This window comes from Nocardia sp. CA-128927 (assembly GCF_050955855.1).
Taxonomy (GTDB): domain Bacteria; phylum Actinomycetota; class Actinomycetes; order Mycobacteriales; family Mycobacteriaceae; genus Nocardia.
Window position 1 is genome coordinate 2,440,052 of record NZ_CP192087.1, and the last position, 19,353, is coordinate 2,459,404.

A 19,353-nucleotide genomic window follows, 5' to 3' on the forward strand; every position below is an offset into this window, starting at 1 on the left:
GAGAGGCTGGAGCGTGGAACGCGATCGGGTTGTGGGTGTGGGCGGCGAACGTCGGGGTTCGGGCTATCTCATCGCCACCCATCTGGTCCTGACCTCGGCGCATGTCGTTTCGGAGGTCGGGACGACGGTAACCGTGTTCCAACCTGGCCGGAGGAGCGTTTACAGCGGGCTCGTGGCATGGCGAGGTATCGCTGGCGGTCGTGATGACGCGGCACTGATCAAATTGATAGATTCGGCGTGGGATCCGCCCCTGGTCTCACCGGTGATGTGGGGTCGAACAGTTACCTTCGATCCCGGTCTTGCATGCCGCACATGGGGTTTGCCGGATTTCGTTCAACGGGATTCTGCGCCAGCGGATCTGGAACAACCCCGGGGCACCATCAATCCCGGCGACAGGTATGTGGCCGATAAGTATGTCGTGCACCTGGACACGTATCCACCTACTCCAGCCGTGGGGAAGGATTCGCCGTGGGAGGGGATGTCGGGTGCGGCGGTGTTTTGCGGAGGTCTGCTGGTCGGTGTGATTGCGGTCGACGCCGCGCACCGCGAGCACGCGGGCCTCGAGGCGGTACCAGCCTATGTGCTGCTTGCCGATGCCGGCTTCAGGGCCGCTGTCGCCGAGTTGGCGGGTGAGGACGGGTTGCGGTGTGAGGCAATTGAGTTGCAGGAGTTGATGGATCACCAGTCGCCCCTGAACCGATCGACCTCCGTGCGGACTCCGGCCTCGCTGCTGACCGCTCGCCGTGCCATGGTGCCTTTTCAGGGCCGATCTCAATTACTGGGACAGTTGCAGCAATGGGCCGAGGTGGCAGGGTTGGGCGTGTGGCTGCTTCACGGTCGTGGTGGTCAGGGTAAGACTCGGCTCGCACATCACTTCGGAGAATGTCTCAGTGCGCAAGGATGGGCGGTCGTGTGGCTCGACCCCGGTGCTAGCGCGGAGCGGCTGCGCGTGGTGGCGCAGGTGCGTACAAACCTTCTCGTCGTGGTCGACTATGCCGAGACCCGACCCAGCCAAGCCTGCGCTCTGCTCAGCGCAGTCGCGCGATTGCGGGCGGATCGCACCATGAAGATCCTGTTGTTGGCGCGCACCGCGGGAGCGTGGTGGCAGCAATTGGCCATCGATGGTGGTGATGTCGTTGCCGAGATCGTCGACCACGCCAACGTGAGTTTGCTGGGCCTGCTGGATAACACAGCCGAGGAACGACAGCAAACCTATAACGCAGCTGCGGAGTCCTTCCGCCGGGCGCTACCGGATCTTCTATGGCAGGACGGCACCGATTTGCCCGTGCCGGATGGGGCTGCGGCCGCCGCGGTAGGTGTCGAGCAAGATTTGACCGTGCTGGGCGTTCAGATGCATGCATTAGTGGACGTTCTCGATGCTGCTGCCCTCGGACATGGTGGAGCTGAGAACCGTGGACGTCGGGCTCTGGAAGCGCGTGTGCTCGATCATGAACGCGGCTACTGGAAGAAGACTGCCCGAGCACAGGGGTTACTGCCTGAACTCCCGATCGCGACCTTGACCGATGTCGTCGCAGCAACCGTTGTACTGGGACCGCCAAACCCAGAGCGGCTAGGGGAGGTCCTGCGGCGGGTACCTGACCTCTCCGATCAAAGCCGACTAGTCATAGCATCGCTGCGGGACTGGCTGATGAGTTTATATCCCGGCCAGGGCCCTGGAATGTTCGACGGATTGGCGCCGGACCGTGTCGCTGAGCATCTGATCGGCATGTTGCTTATCGATCGGACGCGTCCGTGCATAATTTACCATCTGGCAGCAGCTATCAGTGATTCCGAAGCCGAACGGCTGCTGGTTGTCTGTGCACGTGCTACGGCACATACCCATTTGATGCCTGATGCAGGTCGGCGTCTTACAGCGATGTGTATTGAGTATCACGAGACTCTGTTACCTGCCGCTCTTCGGGTCGCTATCCAGGTCGAAACCCCTGATCCTTTGATCGCTGCACTTGAGCACTTGGCCTCCGACCAAAGGACCGACATCGAACTCTTGATCCAACATCAAGATTCACTGCCGGTCGCGACACAGATCCTTGCACGCCCCGCAATTTCGCTGAGCCGTGCGATTGTCGCGCGACTCAGAACATCATCCAATGGCTCCGCCCGCAGCCGTGCTCTCCTTGCCGTCAGCCTTTACAAGATGGCGCTATGGCAGGACCGGGCAGGCCAGTTCCATGAGGCGCTTTCTGCGGCGAACGAGGCGGTCGAAATCCAGCGAGGGCTGACTGAAACCCGAGCTGCGGATGGTTGGCCCACTCTTGCCAAATGTCTCGCCACTCTTGCTGCCCTTCTGGGAACTATGATGCGAGAAGATGAATCACTCGACGTAGCAACCGAGTCCGTCGAAATCTACCGTCGGCTGGTGGCGGATGACCCGGAAACCTATCGAATCGACCTTGGTGCTGCGCTCTACACTTTAGCCAGACAGCTACACCACTCCGGCAAAGGTGCCTTGGCGCTTGCCGCAGCCGCTGAAGCAGTTTCAACAGTCCGCAGTGCGATCGAAACCCATCCCAACATCGCGAAATCACGACTTGCTGGGTGCCTGATAGGCCTCGGAGCCCAGCTGCACGATGCAGGACAAAACACCGAGGCCCTGGCTGCTGGAACCGAAGCACTGTCGATCTATCGTGAATTGGCCAAGAACAGGCCGGACGCATATTTGGCGGACCTCGCATCCGGACTGAACAACATGTCAATCTGGCTGAGAGGGCTCGACCGGGGCGAGCAAGCACTTGAGTCGGCCGCCGAGGCCATCGCGATTCAGCGCGTGCTCGTTTGCAAATACCCAGAATCTAACCTGCCCAACCTGGCATCGAGCCTGTACAATTTGGCGACTAGACAGTTCGAGGCAGGTCAGCCAGATGAGGCATTCGATTCCGCGTCCGAAGCGGTCGGAATACTGCGGAGTCTGGCCGAGATTAACCAAGAAGCCTACGAACTGAAACTTGCCTCGAGTCTGCACAACTTCGCGCATATGCTGATCGAGTTGAATAGAGGCCCGGAAGCGCGCGACGCAGTAAGCGAATCGGTTGATATACATCGCCGATTGGCCGCTAAGAACCCCCGTGTTTACAGTTCATACCTCGCGATCTGTCTGAATACATTGGGACGGCAGCAAATGGCTGAAGGATGCGCGGAGAAAGCAGTCGCGGCAGAAAATGAATGCGTGGAAATACAACGAGCGTTGGCACTCGTGAATCCGCGAGAATTCCTTCCTAATCTGGCCTTATTCTTGCTCAATCTGGCAACCTTTTTGCACAAGGTGGGGATGCGAGACGCTGCATTGAATGAGATCTCGGAGGCCATCGACATCTGCAGCGAATTTTCTGAAGGGGAATCAATAATCTACGATGATCTGGCGGCGCAAGCACACGCAGTTCGTGAAGAAATTGCGAACGAGGAGTAGTGCAAGGGAACGACATTGACCCGTTGTTCGAGGCCTAAAGGTTGTTGTAATCCAGTTCGACCCGGCGGTCGGCCCGGCCCATCACAGGCATGCTTCAGTTTGCTGAAGTACTTGATGGTGCCGCCTATCGGGCATTATATGGGTAGCTCGCGCGCCGTCTATGAAGGTCAAATACTCCTGATACGGCGTGGTCGGAGCGCGCCATAGGCGAGGCCGTCGTCGATGGTCCGGGCGGCCTCGGCTTCGGTGAATCCGTCGAATCCGATGTGGTGGCGGGCGGCATCGTGCAGGACTGCGCGAGCCTCGTGTTCAGCGAGTTCTCCACCGCCGACGAGCCGCCCTAACGCCCCCGCGGCACGCAGCAGTGTCAGATGCCGTTGACCGGTGGGCGCGGAGGTGACCGCGTCCGCCTCGCTACGGAGAACCTTCGAGATATAGGTGTGGGCGCGATAGTCAGGTAATACCAACGGATGTCGCGGCGTTCGTGGCGGCGGCGTGAGCGCGTCGGCCACCCAGTCGGGCAGGTCCGCGACCGGTGTGCGGCGAACGATCCGATACACGCCGGCGGAGCAGCGCGACCCGGGCGCGACGACGTAGCCGCCGATGCCTCGGGTGTCCACACGCCACCCCAACCGGGCGGTGCTGTTGCCGAGATCGGACTGCGGTGGCGACCGGAAGTAGAGGTGCCACCCTGCGGGGGTGCGGACGGTCAGGGTCTGCGAAGGAACCGGCCTGCCTGCGGTCTCGGCCAGGCGGGATAGCACATCGCGTCCGTCGATGGCGCCGGACCATTGCGGCGGCGGGTCGCTGTCGGCACCCGCGTCGAGGTCGAGGACCAGCAGTCGGCTGGGACCGCAGGCGATACCGATGTTGAACGGCACCGTGCGCCAGAATCGGCGGATAGCGGCCTGCTCTCGGGTGGCCGCGTCCTGCCAGCCTTTGATGGCCGGGCGTTTGTCGGCTGGGCGCAAAGGAAACACATAGTTCCCGGCCGCCGCCGCGGCCAGTGCCATCTGCATCATCGGCGCGACCCGTTCGGCGAAAGGGGCACCCGGCGCGATGTGGGCTAGTTGCACGCCGACCGCGTCCGCCCACTGTTCGACGGTCATGATCGGGGGCCCGTCGGCTGGCGATCGGGACGCGGATCGGTGGGGTCGTATCGGCCGGGATTCCAGTCCTCGACGTCGGTCCCGCATACCGCGCACTCGGGATAGGCGGAGCCGCCGGCCGTGACCTCCACATGGTGGCGATGTGTGCGGTAGACGCAGGTACAGCACGATTCGGCGTAGCATTCGCGTTCGCCGCCGTCGGGATGATTGTGGTCCCACTCCCGCGCCGAGACGTCCTGCTCGTCGAGGATCGGGCAGTCCTGCAACGCGGTGATGATCCGGTCGAGCTCACGCAGCGCGGCGGCGTCGTCGGCACGCACGGTCAGGGTGTGGATCCGTCCGCCCGGCCAGAGATCGATGCGATAGTCAGTGCCGAACGGTGAGAGGGCGGCGATATATTGTTGCGCGACTTCGTAATTGGATTCCTGAATCGCGGTGTCGCCGCGGGCGTTGACCGAGAAGGGTGTGGTCAGCCAGAACCAGTCCTGCCGATCGGTTCGGCGGGCCCACCAGACGCTGTCGCATTCGCGGCTGTGGGTTTGAAGGTTTTTCACGAGCGGAATCACTGCGGCGATTCGGTCGGCACGGCGCTTACGTGCTCCCGGCATAAGACTTGTCCCTTCCTACGAGCAGGGCGTTCGGGATCCGGCGGTGCGCACCTGAGGTTCCGGCGGGCGCTGCTCGTCGTGGGCCCGCCGGAAATCGGGTGGTCAGGGAACCTCAGACCAGTACGGGCGCGCGGCGCCGCGTTGCGGCGGTGTGCGGGGTGGTCGTGCGGCGAGCTACGTAACGGGGTGCCAGATATTCGTCTGCGTACCAGCGGCCCGGTGAAAGCCGTGGGTGATTGGCGTGCTCGCCGTCGACCGCCGGATCCACGCCCGGTCGAAAGATCCGCAAGTCGCCGGGACCGACAGCGTGGTCGGGGCCGAGCGCGTCGTTGAACTCTGCGACGCTGCCGGGGTCGGCGACCACGACATTGGCCACGCCCGCGACCGCGGCAGCGGTGCGGTTCGCGATCGTGTCGAAGCCGGACGCGCTACGGCGCAGGCGGGTGAACAGGTCGGGCATGTGCATCATGACCACGATCGGCACGCGACGATCGAACGCCGATACCTGCTCGGCCAGCTGTTCACCGTCGGCTGCCCCGGCAATATAGCGGGGTGCCGTGGTCAACAGGTCCTCGCCGACACCCGGCCGGAAGCCGTGACCGAGCAGTGACGCCACGATCGACGGCGCGGCGTACGACCGGCCCTCGCCCCGTACCTCGACACTGATGGTCGTGGAAGACGTGCCGGACAGGGGGCGGTCTTGTACAGCCCACAGCCGTGTCCGCTGAATGGTGCCTCCGTCACGCAGCTCGACCAGCGACGCCGAGTACTCGTCGTGATCGGGGCGCGAAAACTGTTGGCGTGCTGTGATAAATGAGTTGACCGATGCTTCGGCGGCGACCCAGGTCGTGAACGCCGCCATCGCGGAGGCGAGTGCGTGCTGGGCGTGGTCGGTCCACGTCGCGGTGTAGAGAAGTTTCATGGCTCACTCCTGTGACGAGGGGCAGTGCGAGCACTCGCAGAGGCGGGGCTCGGCCCGTGTGGTAGGCGTGTCCCCCTCGCCACGGCGTCGGGAAGGGTGTCAAGCCTGCGGGCGCTTTTCCCGCAGGCTTGACACACGACCGACCGCCGTCGGCAGCATCACAAGCGCCTGCCACACGGGCGAACCCGTTCACAACATCGACACGTCAGTCGGGACGGTGGAGGAGTGCGGGTCCGGCGGTGCGCTCCCGGGTGTGCCGTCAACGCAGGTCGGGAATCGGTTCGCGGCCGTCCCAAGCGAAGCAGGGCACGAACCGAGCCGGATCGCGCAGGTCGCGGTGTGCCCCGTTGTGGGCCCATCGCTCGGCCTGCTTCGGGCTGTCGGGTCCGAGATCGAAGGGGAACTCATCCAGCTGGCCGCACCAGGTCTCGGTTCCGGCGATGTCGTCGGGATCGGAGAAAGTGATGTACTCGATGTGCCGCTTGACATCCCATCGGTCGCCGGGATCCCGGTTCTCGTCGATCATCGACCAGTCCAGTCGATACCAAACCACGGTGACCGCGGCACCGGATCCATCGGCATGGACGCACATCCAGCGGACCGACCAGCCCACCGCCGCAGCGTTTCCACCGGGCTCGTCGATGTGCAGTGGCGCGATGTTATGGGTCGTCCAGGGGGACTGTTCGCGTCGCTGCGGTGGGCCTGCGTCGGTAGTCACGATGACGTCACGGGTCGCCTCGACCGGCATGTCCAGCGCAGGGCCGGTGTCGAATCGTCTCGGGTGGTTCGGTGAGTCGTTCACGGGAGCGGCCGGTCGGCTAGTCGGTCGGGGTGTGGATGTGGTTGCGGCGGTGGATCTTCGGGACTGTGGCCCGCGCCCTGGTGTGGCGATGTCGTCACGTCGTCATGCCGTGCAGCGTTATCGCGCCGGTTGGTCGGGGGTTGTACGGAGTCGGTGGGGCCGCGCGGAGCGCGGCCAGCTGGTGGTTCAAGGTCGGCGGCGCAGTCGTCGCAAATGCCGATCAGGTGGTCGTACATCAGGTTCTTCGGGGAGATGGTGACGTTCTTGACCTTGCGGCAGTGCTCGCAGTATCCGATGGTGCGCATGTGTTGATGCCTTTCTGCCGGACTGAATCCCCCCGGTGAGTCCGGGGACTTCATCTTCTGTGAAGGATGGAGTCGTGTCGTCGAGGAAGAAGTATCCGGTCGAGCTGCGTGATCGGGCGGTGCGGATGTATGCCGAAGTTCGGCAACAGCACGAGTCGGAGTGGGCTGCGATGCGCGCGGTCGCCGAGCTGCTGGGAGTCGGGACCCCGGAAACGGTCCGTAAGTGGGTGCGCCAAGGCCAGATCGATACTGGTGCCCGTCCGGGTGTCACTACCGAGGAGTCCGATGAGCTCAAAAGGTTGCGGCGGGAGAACGCAGAACTCAAGCGCGCCAACGCAATTCTGAAATCAGCTTCGATTTTCTTCGCGGCCGAACTGGACCGGCCACAGCGCTGACCGTCAGATATATCAGCGAACATCAGGGCCATCGTGAGAGCGGTGGCCTGCGTTGGGGTGTCGAGTCGATCTGCGCCGTTCTTACCGAGCTCGGCGTCAAGATCGCCCCATCGACCTATTACGAACACCGCGACCGGATTCCGCCCCGACGTGAGCAGCGTGAGGAGGAGCTGAAGGTAGAGATCACACGCGTGCACACACAGAACTACGGCGTCTACGGCGCGAGAAAGGTGTGGCTGCAACTGAATCGGGAACGAATTCGGGTTGCGCGCTGCACGGTGGAACGATTGATGCGCGAGCTCGGACTCCGCGGGGCAGTACGCGGACGGGTCAAACGCACCACGATCGCCGATCCGGCCGCGGCCCGGCCGGCGGATCTGGTGCGGCGACGATTCGCGCCCGCGGCACCGAACCGGTTGTGGGTGGCCGACATAACTTATGTCCGGACGTGGTCGGGGTGGGTGTATGTCGCGTTCGTCGTCGATGCTTATGCCCGCCGCATCCTGGGTTGGCGCACCGGCACCTCGATGACCACCGCGTTGGTGCTCGATGCGATCGAACATGCCATCTGGACCCGTGAGCGCGACGGCTGGGACGTGAAAGATGTTGTGCACCATACCGATAGAGGGTCGCAATACATGTCCATTGCCCTCAGTGAACGGCTCGCCGACGCCGGGATCCAACCCTCGGTCGGCGCGGTCGGATCCTCCTATGACAACGCGCTCGCCGAGACGATCAACGGTCTCTACAAAACCGAACTGATCAAACCACGCGGCCCCTGGCGCACGGTCGATCACGTCGAGCTGGCCACCGCCGAATGGGTGGATTGGTTCAATCACCGGCGGCTCTATCAGCACTGCGGTGACCTGCCACCCGCCGAGATGGAGACCGCCTACTACTGTCAACACCCAGCCCAGCAACCCGCCGAGCTGTCAAACCCGTAAGTCTCCGGACTCACCGGGGGGATTCAGACTGTGTTTCACGCGCGTTCTGTGGCCGGTATGCGTGCGGGGTGTTGAAAGGGTCTGGTAGCGGGGCGGGCTCGTGTTCGAAATCGCCGCCGGAGATGATCGGCAGCAGGCCGGTTGTCCGGCAGGGAGAGCCCGAGTGCGCCGTCGATGGCCTCGTAGTTGGCGATCTACGAGTGGAACGACCAATCGCCAGGTTGGGGTGCGTTGAACGGATAGCTGGGCGTGTGAGCGTGGTCGAGAATTGGCGCGCTGTCGTAGGGCTTGCGCCAGGATCCGTCGTCGGACGCGGTTGCGTGGCAGGCGGGGTCGGTGCAATTGCGGTGCCATCCGCGGAATATCGCGGCGTAGGTCAGGTGGTCGCAGTTGACCAGTAGCGAGAGACGACCGTCACGCGTCACGGTGGTGTCGGTGCCGTGGCGGGTGGCGAACAATCCGACCACCAGGGTGTGCCAACTGTGCATCGCGTCGAGGTAGTGCGTCGATGTGTGGCCGTAGTAGTTGGCCAGCGACGAGAGGTGGTCTTCACACTTGGCTATTTCGTCGGCAGCATCCCGGCTGACGTGGATGTGGAATTGGTGAGGGCGACGGTCGATGACGGTCAGATAGGGTTCGGGCACGGCCGGGTCGTCGAAGGTACTCGGCCAGATATTGACCAACTCGAATCCGATCGTGGTGGCAGCCCCCCATTGGTCGGCGCGGGAGGTGACCGCGCCGGCGAGCGCCTGCCACTGGATGCTGGGAATCGCGAAGTGTCGAGGATCGAGTGGGTGATCGTGGTCGAAGTCGTCGAACCGGCGGCCGTGATCGGCCAACAGCGTGTCGAACAGGCCGCGAACCGCGGCGGAGAGCAACTCCGGCATCGATGTTGCGTTGGCGATGCCCTCGGCGAGGGCACCGATTTCGGTGTCGGTCAACGCACGACGAACTTCTATCACAGGGGTGGGCATGACAGACTCCTGGCGAGTTGGAGCGCCTGGGGCGCAAGGCAATTGGCGTTGCGTGCGGGTTTGGTGCATAGCCGGGACGCAAGGCGAGCACACATCGACGGTGCGTGGGCGTTGTTCGGCGGCCGACGAGGTGGGCAGACGTGGCCAGGTCACGGTGGCGGCAATTCGGTTCGGTGTGGGGTGATCGCGGTCGAGGGTTGCCGGGATCGGCTCCGTGGCAGGTGATTCGGAAGCTGGTGGACCACGCGGGAAAGCGCGGTCGTGAGAGTGGTCTCGGCGAGGAGGTCGGGCGGTGCCGGACCGCCCGACCCCGCTGCGTCAAGCGGCGGCGCGTTCGGCGTAATGGGTTTGGACGTGGTCGCGTAGTTGGTTGTGGACCTCCTCGACCCACGCGATGTCACCCTCGATTGCGACGTCGGAGACCGCGACCTCGACAGGTTCGCCGCGGGACACGAATGTGGGTGTTTTCCCGGCTCGATACGCCGTGATGTGGATGACGCCGGGCTCGGTCACCGGCTCGTGCTCGCCGCGCCACCAGTTCTGCGGATGACGCCAGAACGCGCGGTAGTCGACGTCGCCGACCTGCCATTCCCAGCGTTCACCCTCGGCGGTGTGATGGTGATCGAGTTTGACGCTGCCGCGCTTCTTGCTCGGACGTGGACGGACCGGCGCGGCGTCGAGGTTCACGAACACCTCGGGGAACTGCTCACGGGCCTGCGCGGCGGTGAGATGGCCGACCACCTTGTGATACGGCAGCGGCTGCGGACGGCAGTTGCGGCGGGTCAGGGCCCTCATGGTTTGGATTCGGCCGCCGACGCTGTCGTAGAGACCGGCCACACTCACCGACTTCGGGTTGACCCGAGCGACCTCGTGCCAGCTTCCGTGAGCCCACGCGACGAAATCCCCGACCGCGAAATCGTCTGGACTCCAGACGTGCACACCCGCCTCGTCGAGGACGCGCCACCAGTAGTCGAGTTCCTCGAGTTTTTCCACGATCTCGGCGCGCTTGATAGCCAAGATGTGATCCGACCACCGGTCGCCATGCTCTTCCAGTGCCTTGCCGATTCGGCAGAGATCGGTTTCGATGCCGAGGATGCGGCGTTGCGTGGTGCCTGGGTTCTCTTTGTAGGCACGGAAATTCACTGCCGCCGTCGCACGGTCGATGCGGTGTTTGGCCTTGTCGTAGAGGGCCCACGCCTTGCCCTCACGTTGCCACAGCCGATCCAGCAAGCGCCGGTGACGATGCTCGGAGTGATGGCCGACGAGAATTGGTTGACCGTTGAGCATGTCGTAGGTGCGCTGGTTGGCCGCTCGGATGGTGTCGGATGTCCAGAACTCGCGCCGCGCCATGTACTGCTGGTAGGCGGCCCGGTCGCTGGCGCGGTCGTATTTCTCCTCCATGAACCCCGCGAAGTCGACCGCCGGCGTCGTGTCATCGATCTCGACATCGGTGTCGTGACCGAGTTCGCGCAGCCGCGCGACCGCAGCGTCGATCTTGTAGGTGTCGGCTCGGCGACGACGCGAGTGCGGCAGATACCAGTACGGATCACCCAACTCGTCATCCTCGGGAAGGTTCTCCGACCCCCGGAAGTTGCAGGGCCATTCGGTGAGTGCCTTCCCGACCCCCGACATGCCGCGGTAGGTTCCGTAGACAAGAGTGCCGAGTTGGCGATTGTGGCGAATAGTGATGTGACTCATCTGATTTCGTCCTTTCGACGAAGGTGCAGTCGAAAATCAGAGAGCTCGCCGGACGTAAGGGGTGTCGGGCGATGCTTGAACAAGCCGATCCCGGATGCGGGACCAGGGAGGCGCCGGAGTCGCAGTCGGGACTGGCGCACTGCGTTTGAGCGACGGTCCAGCCTGCAGAACTGATCAGTCAGGATCGTCCTTCTCGAACCGCAGACATCCGTAAGTAGGTGTGAGGGTTGTTCAGATGGCGTGGCTGGTGGCGAAGCGCGGTTCCCGGCGCCGCCCGCGCATCAGATCGGTGCTGAGTTGGTCATAGCCGGTAGCGAGATCGATTAGCGCGGTTTCGATCTCACGGATCCGCGCATTCCCGGTGCCGGCGAGAACGGCACGGGTGATCGTGAGTGCGACAAGGCGGTCGATCACCGCGACCAGCGGCTCGGTGTGCACGCGGGCGTTACGGCGACGGCGATGCGGCAGCCGCTGGCGGATGTGATGGTCGAGCTCAGCGAGCAGTACCTCGTGGGTGAGCGCTGATTCGGTGGCCGCGGATTGTTCCCCGGGGTCGAATCCGGGATGTTCCTGGTTGTGACTGCGCCAGCTGATCGCCGCCAAATCCCTTACCAGACCCAGCATTTCTGGATCGCTACCGTTGATGAGAGTGTGAGAAAAGCACGCGGCGACCAGCAGCGGCGAAGGAGGCAGCCGGTGTCCTGATCGGCGAGAACGTGTACGCAGCCACCAGCGCGCTGTTGCGCGGGCGTGTGCCAGCGGGAGACGCCGGGACATCATTGCTCCGCCTTGGGGCGGGAGGCGACGTTGGCCGGTTCATGAGCGCGGCGGTCGAATTCGTCGCGAGTGATGGTGTCGGTCATCGCAATTACCTCCTGTGGTGGATGGGTGATGGGGCGGGGCTCAGACCAAGCCCATTGCGCGGACAGCGAGATCGTGGAGGGAGTCGGCGCGGTCGGGGTCGGGCCCGTTTTGGCTGTAGCTGGTCGTACGTCCGAGGCGCTGCTTTCGTACTGGAGTTGAGAGACCTTCGGAGTGATTGCGTCGCAGCGTGATTGGTGTCACTGATGGGGATGCGCTCTACGTGCTCCAACAGTGGGTGCCAGCGCACGGCAGCGCGTATTTGCCCCGCAGCCACGCGAGCACCGCGCTCAGGGTCGGTGCGCCCAGGACAAGGAATTCGGTTGATGCGCCGAATTCGGGTAGCAGGGATTGGGGCACGACTGCATGGGTGATTCCTAGCAGCGGAGCGGCATCGAAAGCGGCCCATGTTCCCTCGACCGCACGCAGTGCGCCATCGAGTCCGAGCTCGGCCACGAACAGGATCTTTTCCAGCGGCGTCGAACGAAATTCTCCAACGGCCGCGAGGACCGATACGGCCACTGCGAGATCGGCGATGCCGGTAGGCTGCGGCGCACCTGATATTGACAGCTGAACCTCGACTGGCGGCCAATGCTCAGCGCTGTTGAGCAGTGCGGCCCGCACCCGATCTCGACACTCTGGGGCCAAGTCCGTGTGCCCGGTTTCCGTCGGTGGAGGGATACCGAGGGCGGCGATCACCGAGAATGGCTGCGCCACCGGGCTTTCCAGCGTGACCGACCACGCCACCGCCCGGCTCATCGCGGACCGCGCGACAACAACGCCCACGCACGGCGCCGCTCATCGGCGCTCACCGCCACACCTTGCCGAACAACGACCACCGGCCATGACAACGCTGCCCGGCGCTGAACCGGAGATTGGACCACCGGCCGACTCGACTACGAACAGTGGGCCTGCGGCGGGTGAGCGTGCGTGTCAGACCGATCTTGGTCACCATCGAAAAATGAACGAACAAACGGTGATTCATGAAATAGCTCCTGTGCGTCCAGTAGATGAAAGGTGTTGATCATGTGAGTGGTTGACGACTGATTCGTAAGCTCGTCGTCGCTTGCCGGTGGAAGTCCGGTCCGGGTAGCTGTCAGGAGGCCCGGTAGCAGGCTGGCGGGGTCGTCTGGAAACGGGCGGTGTCGGAGCCCAGCGTCGAGCACCCTCGTGTGTGGGGGTCCGTAACGTGAAGTGAAGCCTGCCGCGTCGTTATTTCACCTGCCCAGTGATGGGTGGGGCGAGGGAGTGCCGAGCCTGGAGGAGAAGGGCGAAGGCCATGGAAGCGGTGAAGACCCTGAAGATGCAGCCGCGAAGGACTCCCCGGCGTAAGGGGCTCGGAACGTTCGGATAGTGACGGCGGGAACTGGAGAGGCCCTCCCCGGCCCACCCGACTGCGTGAGACGGGTGGAGTGTGGCGACCTATAACCGGTGAAGAGCCGGGAAGTGGAAGCGAGCCGGAAGGGCGTCGGAGGTGGCCGTAGTACCGATCGAGCCGGGCGGACAACATAACCGCCGGCGAGGGAAGGGCCACTACTACGTCGATGCGTGCTGATGCAGATGGAGGTGCCCGGTGAGTGCCATTTCGGCTAGCCCCGCCGACAGCGGAGAAGTTCTTGCCGCTGGCAGGGTTTCGCTGGACAAGGTGCGTGCCCTGCAACACACGCTCTACCGGACGGCCAAGGCCGATCCCGGGCGGCGGTTTCATGCGTTGTGGGACAAGGTTTTGCGCAGAGACGTCCTGTGGCGTGGCTGGGTTGCGGTGCGCGCGAACAACGGTGCACCGGGTGTCGACCGGGCCACCCTGGATCAGATCGAACACGAGTACGGTATCGACCGGCTTGTGGACGAACTGTCCAGCGAATTGCGGGAGGGGTCGTATCGGCCGCTTCCGGCGCGGCGGGTGTTTATCCCCAAGCCGGGATCGGCGCAATTGCGGCCGTTGTCGATTCCCGCGGTTCGTGACCGGATCGTGCAGGCCGCCTTGAAGATCGTGCTCGAGCCGATCTATGAGGCGGATTTCGCCCCATGTAGTTTCGGGTTCTGCCCGAAGCGGGGTCAGCACGATGCCTTGCAGGTTCTCGTCGATGAGAGCTTTCGGGGTAGACGGTGGGTGGTGGAAACCGATGTCGCCGATTGCTTTTCGGCGATTGGGCATGACCGGTTGATGGCGGCGGTGCAGGAGCGGGTGTGTGACCAGCCGGTGTTGAAACTGCTGCGTGCGATGTTGCGTGCGGGAGTGATGGAATCCGGTGTGGTGCGCCATCCCGACACGGGAACGGCGCAAGGCGGGGTGATCAGTCCTTTGATGTGCAATGTGTATCTGCACCGGCTCGACCGGGTATGGGACACACGCGCGGACGGGGTGCTGGTCCGTTTCGCCGATGACCTGCTGGTGTTGTGCAAGTCCCGGCAGCAAGCCGAGCCCTCTCTGTCAGGCTGTGGTGAGACACTCGGACTTCCCTGAGTTCACTGTTTGAGGGCATGACTGGAGCAGCAATCCCCATGAGTAGCCCGAACCCCGCGGCCCGAGGTGGTGGGCCGGTTGATCCGGCGCCGAAGCCGACGCGGCGGACCTTCACCGCCCAGTACCGCGACAAGATCATCGAGGAGTACCGTGACGCCCCGCACGGGCAGAAGTCCGCGGTCCTGCGCCGTGAGGGTCTCTACCAATCCCAGATCGCCGAGTGGACCCAGGCCCGCGCCGCGAAGCTTTCCGGCGCCGCCCAGCACGCTGCCCGGCGATCCAGTGAAGCGGTCGCATCCCAGGCCGTGGACACGGCCGGGTGTCGGGAGAACCAACGTTTGACGCGTGAGAATGCCCGTCTGGCAAAGCAATTGAAGCAGACGGAGGCCGCGCTCGAGATCATGGGAAAACTGCATGTGCTTTTGGAATCCATCTCCGAGAGCACGGGCACAGCGCCGCGACCGACCAAGCCATGACCGACGCCTACGGCGACCTACGGGCCGTCGAGGTCCCTATCCGCCGGGCCTGCACGCTGATCGGGCGGGCACGAGCCACCCACTACCGCCATCAGCGCCCACCGATCCAGGGGCCCAAACCCGCGCGGGCGGTCCCGGGTAACGGTCAAGGGCTCACCGCCACCGAACGCGCCCATGTGCTCACGGTGATCAACTCAGCGCCCTACGCCGACCTGGCGATATGCCAGATCTGGGCGCGGGAACTCGACGAGGGTAACTATTGGTGCTCGATGTCGAGCATGTATCGCATCGCCGCGGGCGCCGGTCAGAACCGGGAACGGCGACGACAGGCCACCCATGCGGCGAAGGTGAAACCCGAACTCCTCGCCGACGGCCCGTCACAAGTGTGGACCTGGGATATCACCAAACTACGCGGCCCTGCCAAGGGTGTCTGGTTCCACCTGTATGTGCTCATCGACATCTACTCCCGCTACAACCCGTCCTGGATCGTTTCCCACCACGAAAGCGCTGAACTGGCACAAGAATTCATCGACGAGGCCATCGCACGCAACGGCGCCATCCCGCACACCGTCCACGCCGACCGCGGCCCGTCGATGACATCGGGGCTGGTCTCGGAGCTGCTCACCAACCTCGGTGTCACCCGATCCCATTCCAGGCCACGGGTATCCAATGACAACCCCTTCAGTGAGGCGCAGTTCAAGACCCTCAAATATCTTCATGATTTCCCGAAGTCCTTTGCCTCCCTGGCGGATGCGCGGTTGTTCCTGGAAGGATTCTTCAACGAGTACAACCACATCCACCGCCACTCCGGTATCGGCTGGCACACCCCCGCATCAGTGCACTTCGGCACCGCCGACGCGATCGACGAGGCCCGCCAGATCACCCTGACCGCCGCCTACCACGCCAACCCCGCCCGCTTCGGCCGCCGACCCACCCCACCGAAAATACCGGCCATCTTCTACATCAACGAACCCACACCCCAACCCCAAATCAACTGATCAGCACTGTCTCACTTGACTTGACAAATTCCGGAGGCCGCGCTCGCGCGGTTGCGGTCGCTGCTGGCCGAACTCGGTCTCGAGCCGAAGGAGGCCAAGACTCGCATCGTCGAATTGGTGGTGGGAGGCCAGGGATTTGATTTCCTCGGCTTTCACCATCGGATGGTGCGGTCGCGGGGTGTGCGCGGCAGACGCGGGGTGGTGTTCCTGGCTCGCTGGCCCAGTGATCGGGTGATGCGGCGTGCGCGGGATCGGATCAGCGAGTTGACGATCCGGTCTCGGCTGCGGCTGCCGGTCGAGATGGTGGTGGAGGAATTGAACAGGTTCCTGCGGGGTTGGGCGGGATATTTCCGCTACGGCCACTCCGCGATCCGCTTCCGCACGATCGAGCACCACGCACGTGATCGGCTCGCGTTGTTCATCGGTAAACGGCATAAACGTGGGCGTGGCTTCGGCTGGTCCATCGTTGGCTACTTGTCTTCGAACCGATGCGGGTTGCTGAGCCTGAATGGAGCCGTGATCGCACCCAGGGCAGGAAAGCCCTGGCGGGAGAAACCGAATGCCGGTGGTGAACGGCGTAGGTAAGCCGTGTGCGGGAGAACCGCATGCACGGTTTGAGGCGGCGGGAGCTGGAGAGGTAACTGCCTGACCACGGGCACCAGGGGACGCACAACCGACCGGGAAACCGGCGGCACGAAGGCCCTGGGTCCTACCGTCAGTGATCATTCACTACTCCAGTTCCCGACCCGACTCGGATTGGTCCGGGAGGTCAGAAGTGAGTAGGGGAGCTGCTGACTGACGGGTCTCCAGGGCGCGGTAAAATAGAAACGAGATCCAGCGATACCAGCTGGTGTGCACGCGCATTCGACAAAGTTGGTTGCGTAGAGCTCAGCGGATGAACCGGTGAGGTGCGGTCCGGTGGGGCGGGGCGGGGCGCACTCAACAGACACCGGCGGCGTCAGGGCGGGGAAGCGAAGCTTGATCCCGCATCCGCCGGTGTAGAGTGCGCCGCCAACTCCCCATCGGCCGCCCGCACGGAAACAGCCGTCGTGAATTATGTTTGAGCTGAATCGCTTTCGTATCGTTCGAGCAGGTTCGGGGATCGTCGCTCCACGCTGCTGGAAAGGGTGCAGATGTCGAGGTCGGCTAGCCAATTGCGCCACGCGCCCTCGATCGTGGGTCGTGACCGCTGCGATGCGACCAAGACCGCGTACGCGTGTCCGAAATCGATGGCATCAGCGGAGCTGATGCCAGCGGCGTCGCAGTACCTGCGCGCGTAGCCGATGGCTTCGAAGCACAGCAGGTGGGCTTGGTGATCTGTGATCGCGTGAAGCCACTGTTCATGGGTTGGTATGCGACTCATGAGGAAGGCTCTGGCCAGTCGGTGTCGATACCGAGTCCGTTGACAATCTCGGCACCGGAGCGACCGAGGCGACGCATGCGGTCCGGGTCCAGACCCAACTCGAGGGCCGCATCGAGCATGACCGCGAGCGGATGCTCGGGATCAGCCTGCAGCGCCGCCTGCACCGCGACACCCGCTAATGCACCGTCGCGACGAACATAGGCACTGTAAGCAAGCAGCGTCGCTGCCTCAGCGCGTTCGGGATCAGGCAAAGTACGGGTCAAATACGACCACAACGATTCCGCAGGACGTGCAAAATTACTCAACGCCGTCGCCAGCAATCCATCGCGAGTACGACGATCAGCCAGCAACGCAGCCGCCTCGGCGGTCTGCGAAACCGTTGGCTGGCGACCGGAATCGAGCGCAGCGATAAGATCGAGTACACGCTGGAAACCCCATCGAGTACCGCCATCAGGATCCCCGTCCCGTCGGCTCGCGGCATAACGGCGCACGACTGCTGCTCTCGCGGCAGGCAACCGCCGTTCGACACGTTCGATTGTTTCCTGATCCTGTTCGATCAAGGCAAGAAGTTCCGAACGCGAAGCGTAGACCGGTTTGCCCTCAGCGGACGTTTCCGCAGAGGTTGTCGGGTCCGGAATCACCCCTTGGCGAGGGGGTCCGAGGATGCTCCACCACAGCCCGCCTGGCTCGATCGCCGCAGTCGCCCACCCCCCGACCACACCGATCAAACAATCAGCGAGATGCTCGACGAGGGAATTGATCAGTGTGGCGTGTGCTCCACGATCACGGCCGCCTCGCTGCCGAGCAGGGCCGGTGAGCCGGTCATCGACAAGCACCGCCAAGACCTCGGTGGAGTAAGCCGAAGAGCAGATCTTGGCGACAGCCTCGGCAAAAAGTTCAGCAGGACCCCGGATGAGCCGGTCGGGCAGATCGAGATCGAACCGCATAACCGCGAACACGTGGCCCGCATCAGCAGGCGGATCACACTCCGAGTCGGTCAGCACCGCGATCAGGAGGGAACGTTCAGGAACAAAGCCGAGCATCGCCGGTATCGCGGCGATCAGATCACCGGCATCATCAAGATAAGACACGGGAACTCCTCTGCTAGAGAACAGGATTGGAGACAACAAACCGAATCCCTCGGTTCGTCACCGCTCGCCGACGGCGAGCAATCAACCCACCCCAAGACCGCGTAGTGAGTCGTTGGGCGGTGGGCGTCGCCTGGCTGCCCGCCCGCGGCGCGCGAGTGCTGGTCACGGACCTCCGCCCCGAGGTGCCATGCCATACGACCCAGCAGATCGGCACGACGGCGTCGTGGCTGGTACTCGCAGGTCGAACAGCGGGTCAGTTGCGAGCATGGTCGGCCACGGTCGGGGTATCGGTAGTGCGGAAGATCCGCGTCGGAATGCCCGCTTGCTGGGCCAGACGGGCGGTGTGGGTGGCACCGGCTGAGTTGTTGCGAATGAACGCCACACACAGATCGGCGCCGGCTCGCACCATCTGCTCGTTGCGCACGAACCCGGCGCGGCGTCCGAGCCGGTCCCAGTCGGCGGGATGTCGTTCGACCCGGCCGCCCCATGCTTGCCAGCACGCCTCGCATTGGGCGTCGGCGCCGCGCGGGCAGGCCCCCGATACCAGCACCACGTCCGGGGACCACACCTCGGCTAGGGCCGCCCGGATGGTGGCGCGGTCGGTCCAACTGCGGGAGCCAGTGATCAGGATTCGGCGGGTCCGACCCAGAGGGGCGTCGGGAGTCGGCGGTGGGGTGTGCGAGATGGTGACGGCCAATTCCAGGCGCACGCCATCGCGGTCGAAGGTGGGCTGGCTGAACATTGCTGTGGACACGACAACCTCCAGGAAGTGAAGCAGCTACCGGTGCCGGGGAGAGCCGGAAAGTGTTTGAGCGCAATCGGTCTCGACGCCGGGCCCGTTCTGCGGGGCGCGCGTCGGCAGCCGCGGCGGCGGGAAGGGTGTCAAGCCTGCGGAGCGCTTTTCCCCGCGGGCTTG

At 63.8% G+C, this 19,353-nt stretch carries 17 protein-coding genes; 6 read left to right on the forward strand and 11 right to left on the reverse strand.

Annotation, left to right across the window (positions count from 1 at the left end; translation table 11 throughout):
• Window positions 1–13: 13 nt before the first annotated feature.
• Window positions 14–3,424, forward strand: coding sequence for a tetratricopeptide repeat protein (locus ACQPW1_RS11555; protein ID WP_433662719.1), 3,411 nt, complete (start codon window positions 14–16; stop codon window positions 3,422–3,424).
• 167 nt (window positions 3,425–3,591) lie between these two features.
• Here the strand turns inward: ACQPW1_RS11555 and ACQPW1_RS11560 are convergent, their stop codons facing one another.
• From ACQPW1_RS11560 to ACQPW1_RS11580, 5 genes are all read right to left on the reverse strand, one after another.
• Window positions 3,592–4,533, reverse strand: a complete 942-nt coding sequence (locus ACQPW1_RS11560; RefSeq protein WP_433662720.1) for a bifunctional DNA primase/polymerase — start codon at window positions 4,531–4,533, stop codon at window positions 3,592–3,594.
• On the reverse strand, window positions 4,530–5,141 hold the full coding sequence (locus tag ACQPW1_RS11565) for a hypothetical protein (protein WP_433662721.1): 612 nt from the start codon (window positions 5,139–5,141) through the stop codon (window positions 4,530–4,532). Before ACQPW1_RS11565 ends, ACQPW1_RS11560 begins: the two co-directional genes overlap by 4 nt.
• A gap of 112 nt (window positions 5,142–5,253) precedes the next feature.
• Window positions 5,254–6,063 carry a hypothetical protein gene (locus ACQPW1_RS11570; RefSeq protein WP_433662722.1) on the reverse strand — a complete coding sequence of 270 codons (810 nt, stop codon included), beginning with the start codon at window positions 6,061–6,063 and terminating at the stop codon, window positions 5,254–5,256.
• A gap of 259 nt (window positions 6,064–6,322) precedes the next feature.
• A complete protein-coding gene (locus tag ACQPW1_RS11575; RefSeq protein WP_433662723.1) occupies window positions 6,323–6,865 on the reverse strand; it encodes a hypothetical protein in 543 nt (180 codons plus the stop codon).
• The gene (locus tag ACQPW1_RS11580; protein WP_433662724.1) at window positions 6,862–7,170 is read right to left on the reverse strand and encodes a hypothetical protein; all 309 of its coding nucleotides are present in this window, start codon (window positions 7,168–7,170) and stop codon (window positions 6,862–6,864) included. Before ACQPW1_RS11580 ends, ACQPW1_RS11575 begins: the two co-directional genes overlap by 4 nt.
• A gap of 125 nt (window positions 7,171–7,295) precedes the next feature.
• On the opposite strand from ACQPW1_RS11580, the gene ACQPW1_RS11585 reads away from it, so the two are divergent.
• Window positions 7,296–8,509 (forward strand): IS3 family transposase gene (locus tag ACQPW1_RS11585; protein ID WP_433665210.1). Its coding sequence is split into 2 segments (ribosomal slippage): window positions 7,296–7,527 and window positions 7,527–8,509, totalling 1,215 coding nucleotides; the frame shifts between segments, so codons are not numbered across the junction.
• A 194-nt stretch (window positions 8,510–8,703) separates the two neighbouring features.
• On the opposite strand, the gene ACQPW1_RS11590 is transcribed toward ACQPW1_RS11585, so the two are convergent.
• The 4 genes from ACQPW1_RS11590 to ACQPW1_RS11605 form a co-directional block, all read right to left on the reverse strand.
• Window positions 8,704–9,483, reverse strand: coding sequence for a hypothetical protein (locus tag ACQPW1_RS11590; RefSeq protein ID WP_433662725.1), 780 nt, complete (start codon window positions 9,481–9,483; stop codon window positions 8,704–8,706).
• 318 nt (window positions 9,484–9,801) lie between these two features.
• Complete coding sequence (locus tag ACQPW1_RS11595) at window positions 9,802–11,181, reverse strand: DUF3560 domain-containing protein (protein ID WP_433662726.1); 1,380 nt, start codon at window positions 11,179–11,181, stop codon at window positions 9,802–9,804.
• 231 nt (window positions 11,182–11,412) lie between these two features.
• Window positions 11,413–11,805, reverse strand: a complete 393-nt coding sequence (locus tag ACQPW1_RS11600) for a hypothetical protein (RefSeq protein ID WP_433662727.1) — start codon at window positions 11,803–11,805, stop codon at window positions 11,413–11,415.
• A 456-nt stretch (window positions 11,806–12,261) separates the two neighbouring features.
• Window positions 12,262–12,789, reverse strand: coding sequence for a magnesium chelatase domain-containing protein (locus tag ACQPW1_RS11605; RefSeq protein WP_433662728.1), 528 nt, complete (start codon window positions 12,787–12,789; stop codon window positions 12,262–12,264).
• A gap of 826 nt (window positions 12,790–13,615) precedes the next feature.
• Here ACQPW1_RS11605 and ACQPW1_RS11610 point away from each other — a divergent pair.
• From ACQPW1_RS11610 to ACQPW1_RS11625, 4 genes are read left to right on the forward strand one after another with little or no spacing between them, the layout of a single operon-like run.
• Window positions 13,616–14,509 carry a reverse transcriptase domain-containing protein gene (locus tag ACQPW1_RS11610; RefSeq protein WP_433662729.1) on the forward strand — a complete coding sequence of 298 codons (894 nt, stop codon included), beginning with the start codon at window positions 13,616–13,618 and terminating at the stop codon, window positions 14,507–14,509.
• Window positions 14,510–14,547: 38 nt separating this feature from the next.
• A complete protein-coding gene (locus ACQPW1_RS11615) occupies window positions 14,548–14,985 on the forward strand; it encodes a hypothetical protein (protein ID WP_433654082.1) in 438 nt (145 codons plus the stop codon).
• A complete protein-coding gene (locus ACQPW1_RS11620) occupies window positions 14,982–15,983 on the forward strand; it encodes a transposase (protein ID WP_433654083.1) in 1,002 nt (333 codons plus the stop codon). The genes ACQPW1_RS11615 and ACQPW1_RS11620 overlap by 4 nt, the downstream gene beginning before the upstream one ends.
• Window positions 15,984–16,034: 51 nt before the next feature.
• Complete coding sequence (locus tag ACQPW1_RS11625) at window positions 16,035–16,568, forward strand: group II intron maturase-specific domain-containing protein (protein ID WP_433662730.1); 534 nt, start codon at window positions 16,035–16,037, stop codon at window positions 16,566–16,568.
• A 774-nt stretch (window positions 16,569–17,342) separates the two neighbouring features.
• On the opposite strand, the gene ACQPW1_RS11630 is transcribed toward ACQPW1_RS11625, so the two are convergent.
• Together ACQPW1_RS11630 and ACQPW1_RS11635 are read right to left on the reverse strand one after the other, a co-directional pair.
• Window positions 17,343–18,437: a DUF4192 domain-containing protein gene (locus ACQPW1_RS11630; RefSeq protein WP_433662731.1), complete on the reverse strand. Its 1,095-nt coding sequence runs from the start codon at window positions 18,435–18,437 to the stop codon at window positions 17,343–17,345.
• Between the two features lie 253 nt (window positions 18,438–18,690).
• Window positions 18,691–19,191, reverse strand: coding sequence for an SLOG family protein (locus ACQPW1_RS11635; protein ID WP_433662732.1), 501 nt, complete (start codon window positions 19,189–19,191; stop codon window positions 18,691–18,693).
• Between the last annotated feature and the right edge of the window lie 162 nt (window positions 19,192–19,353).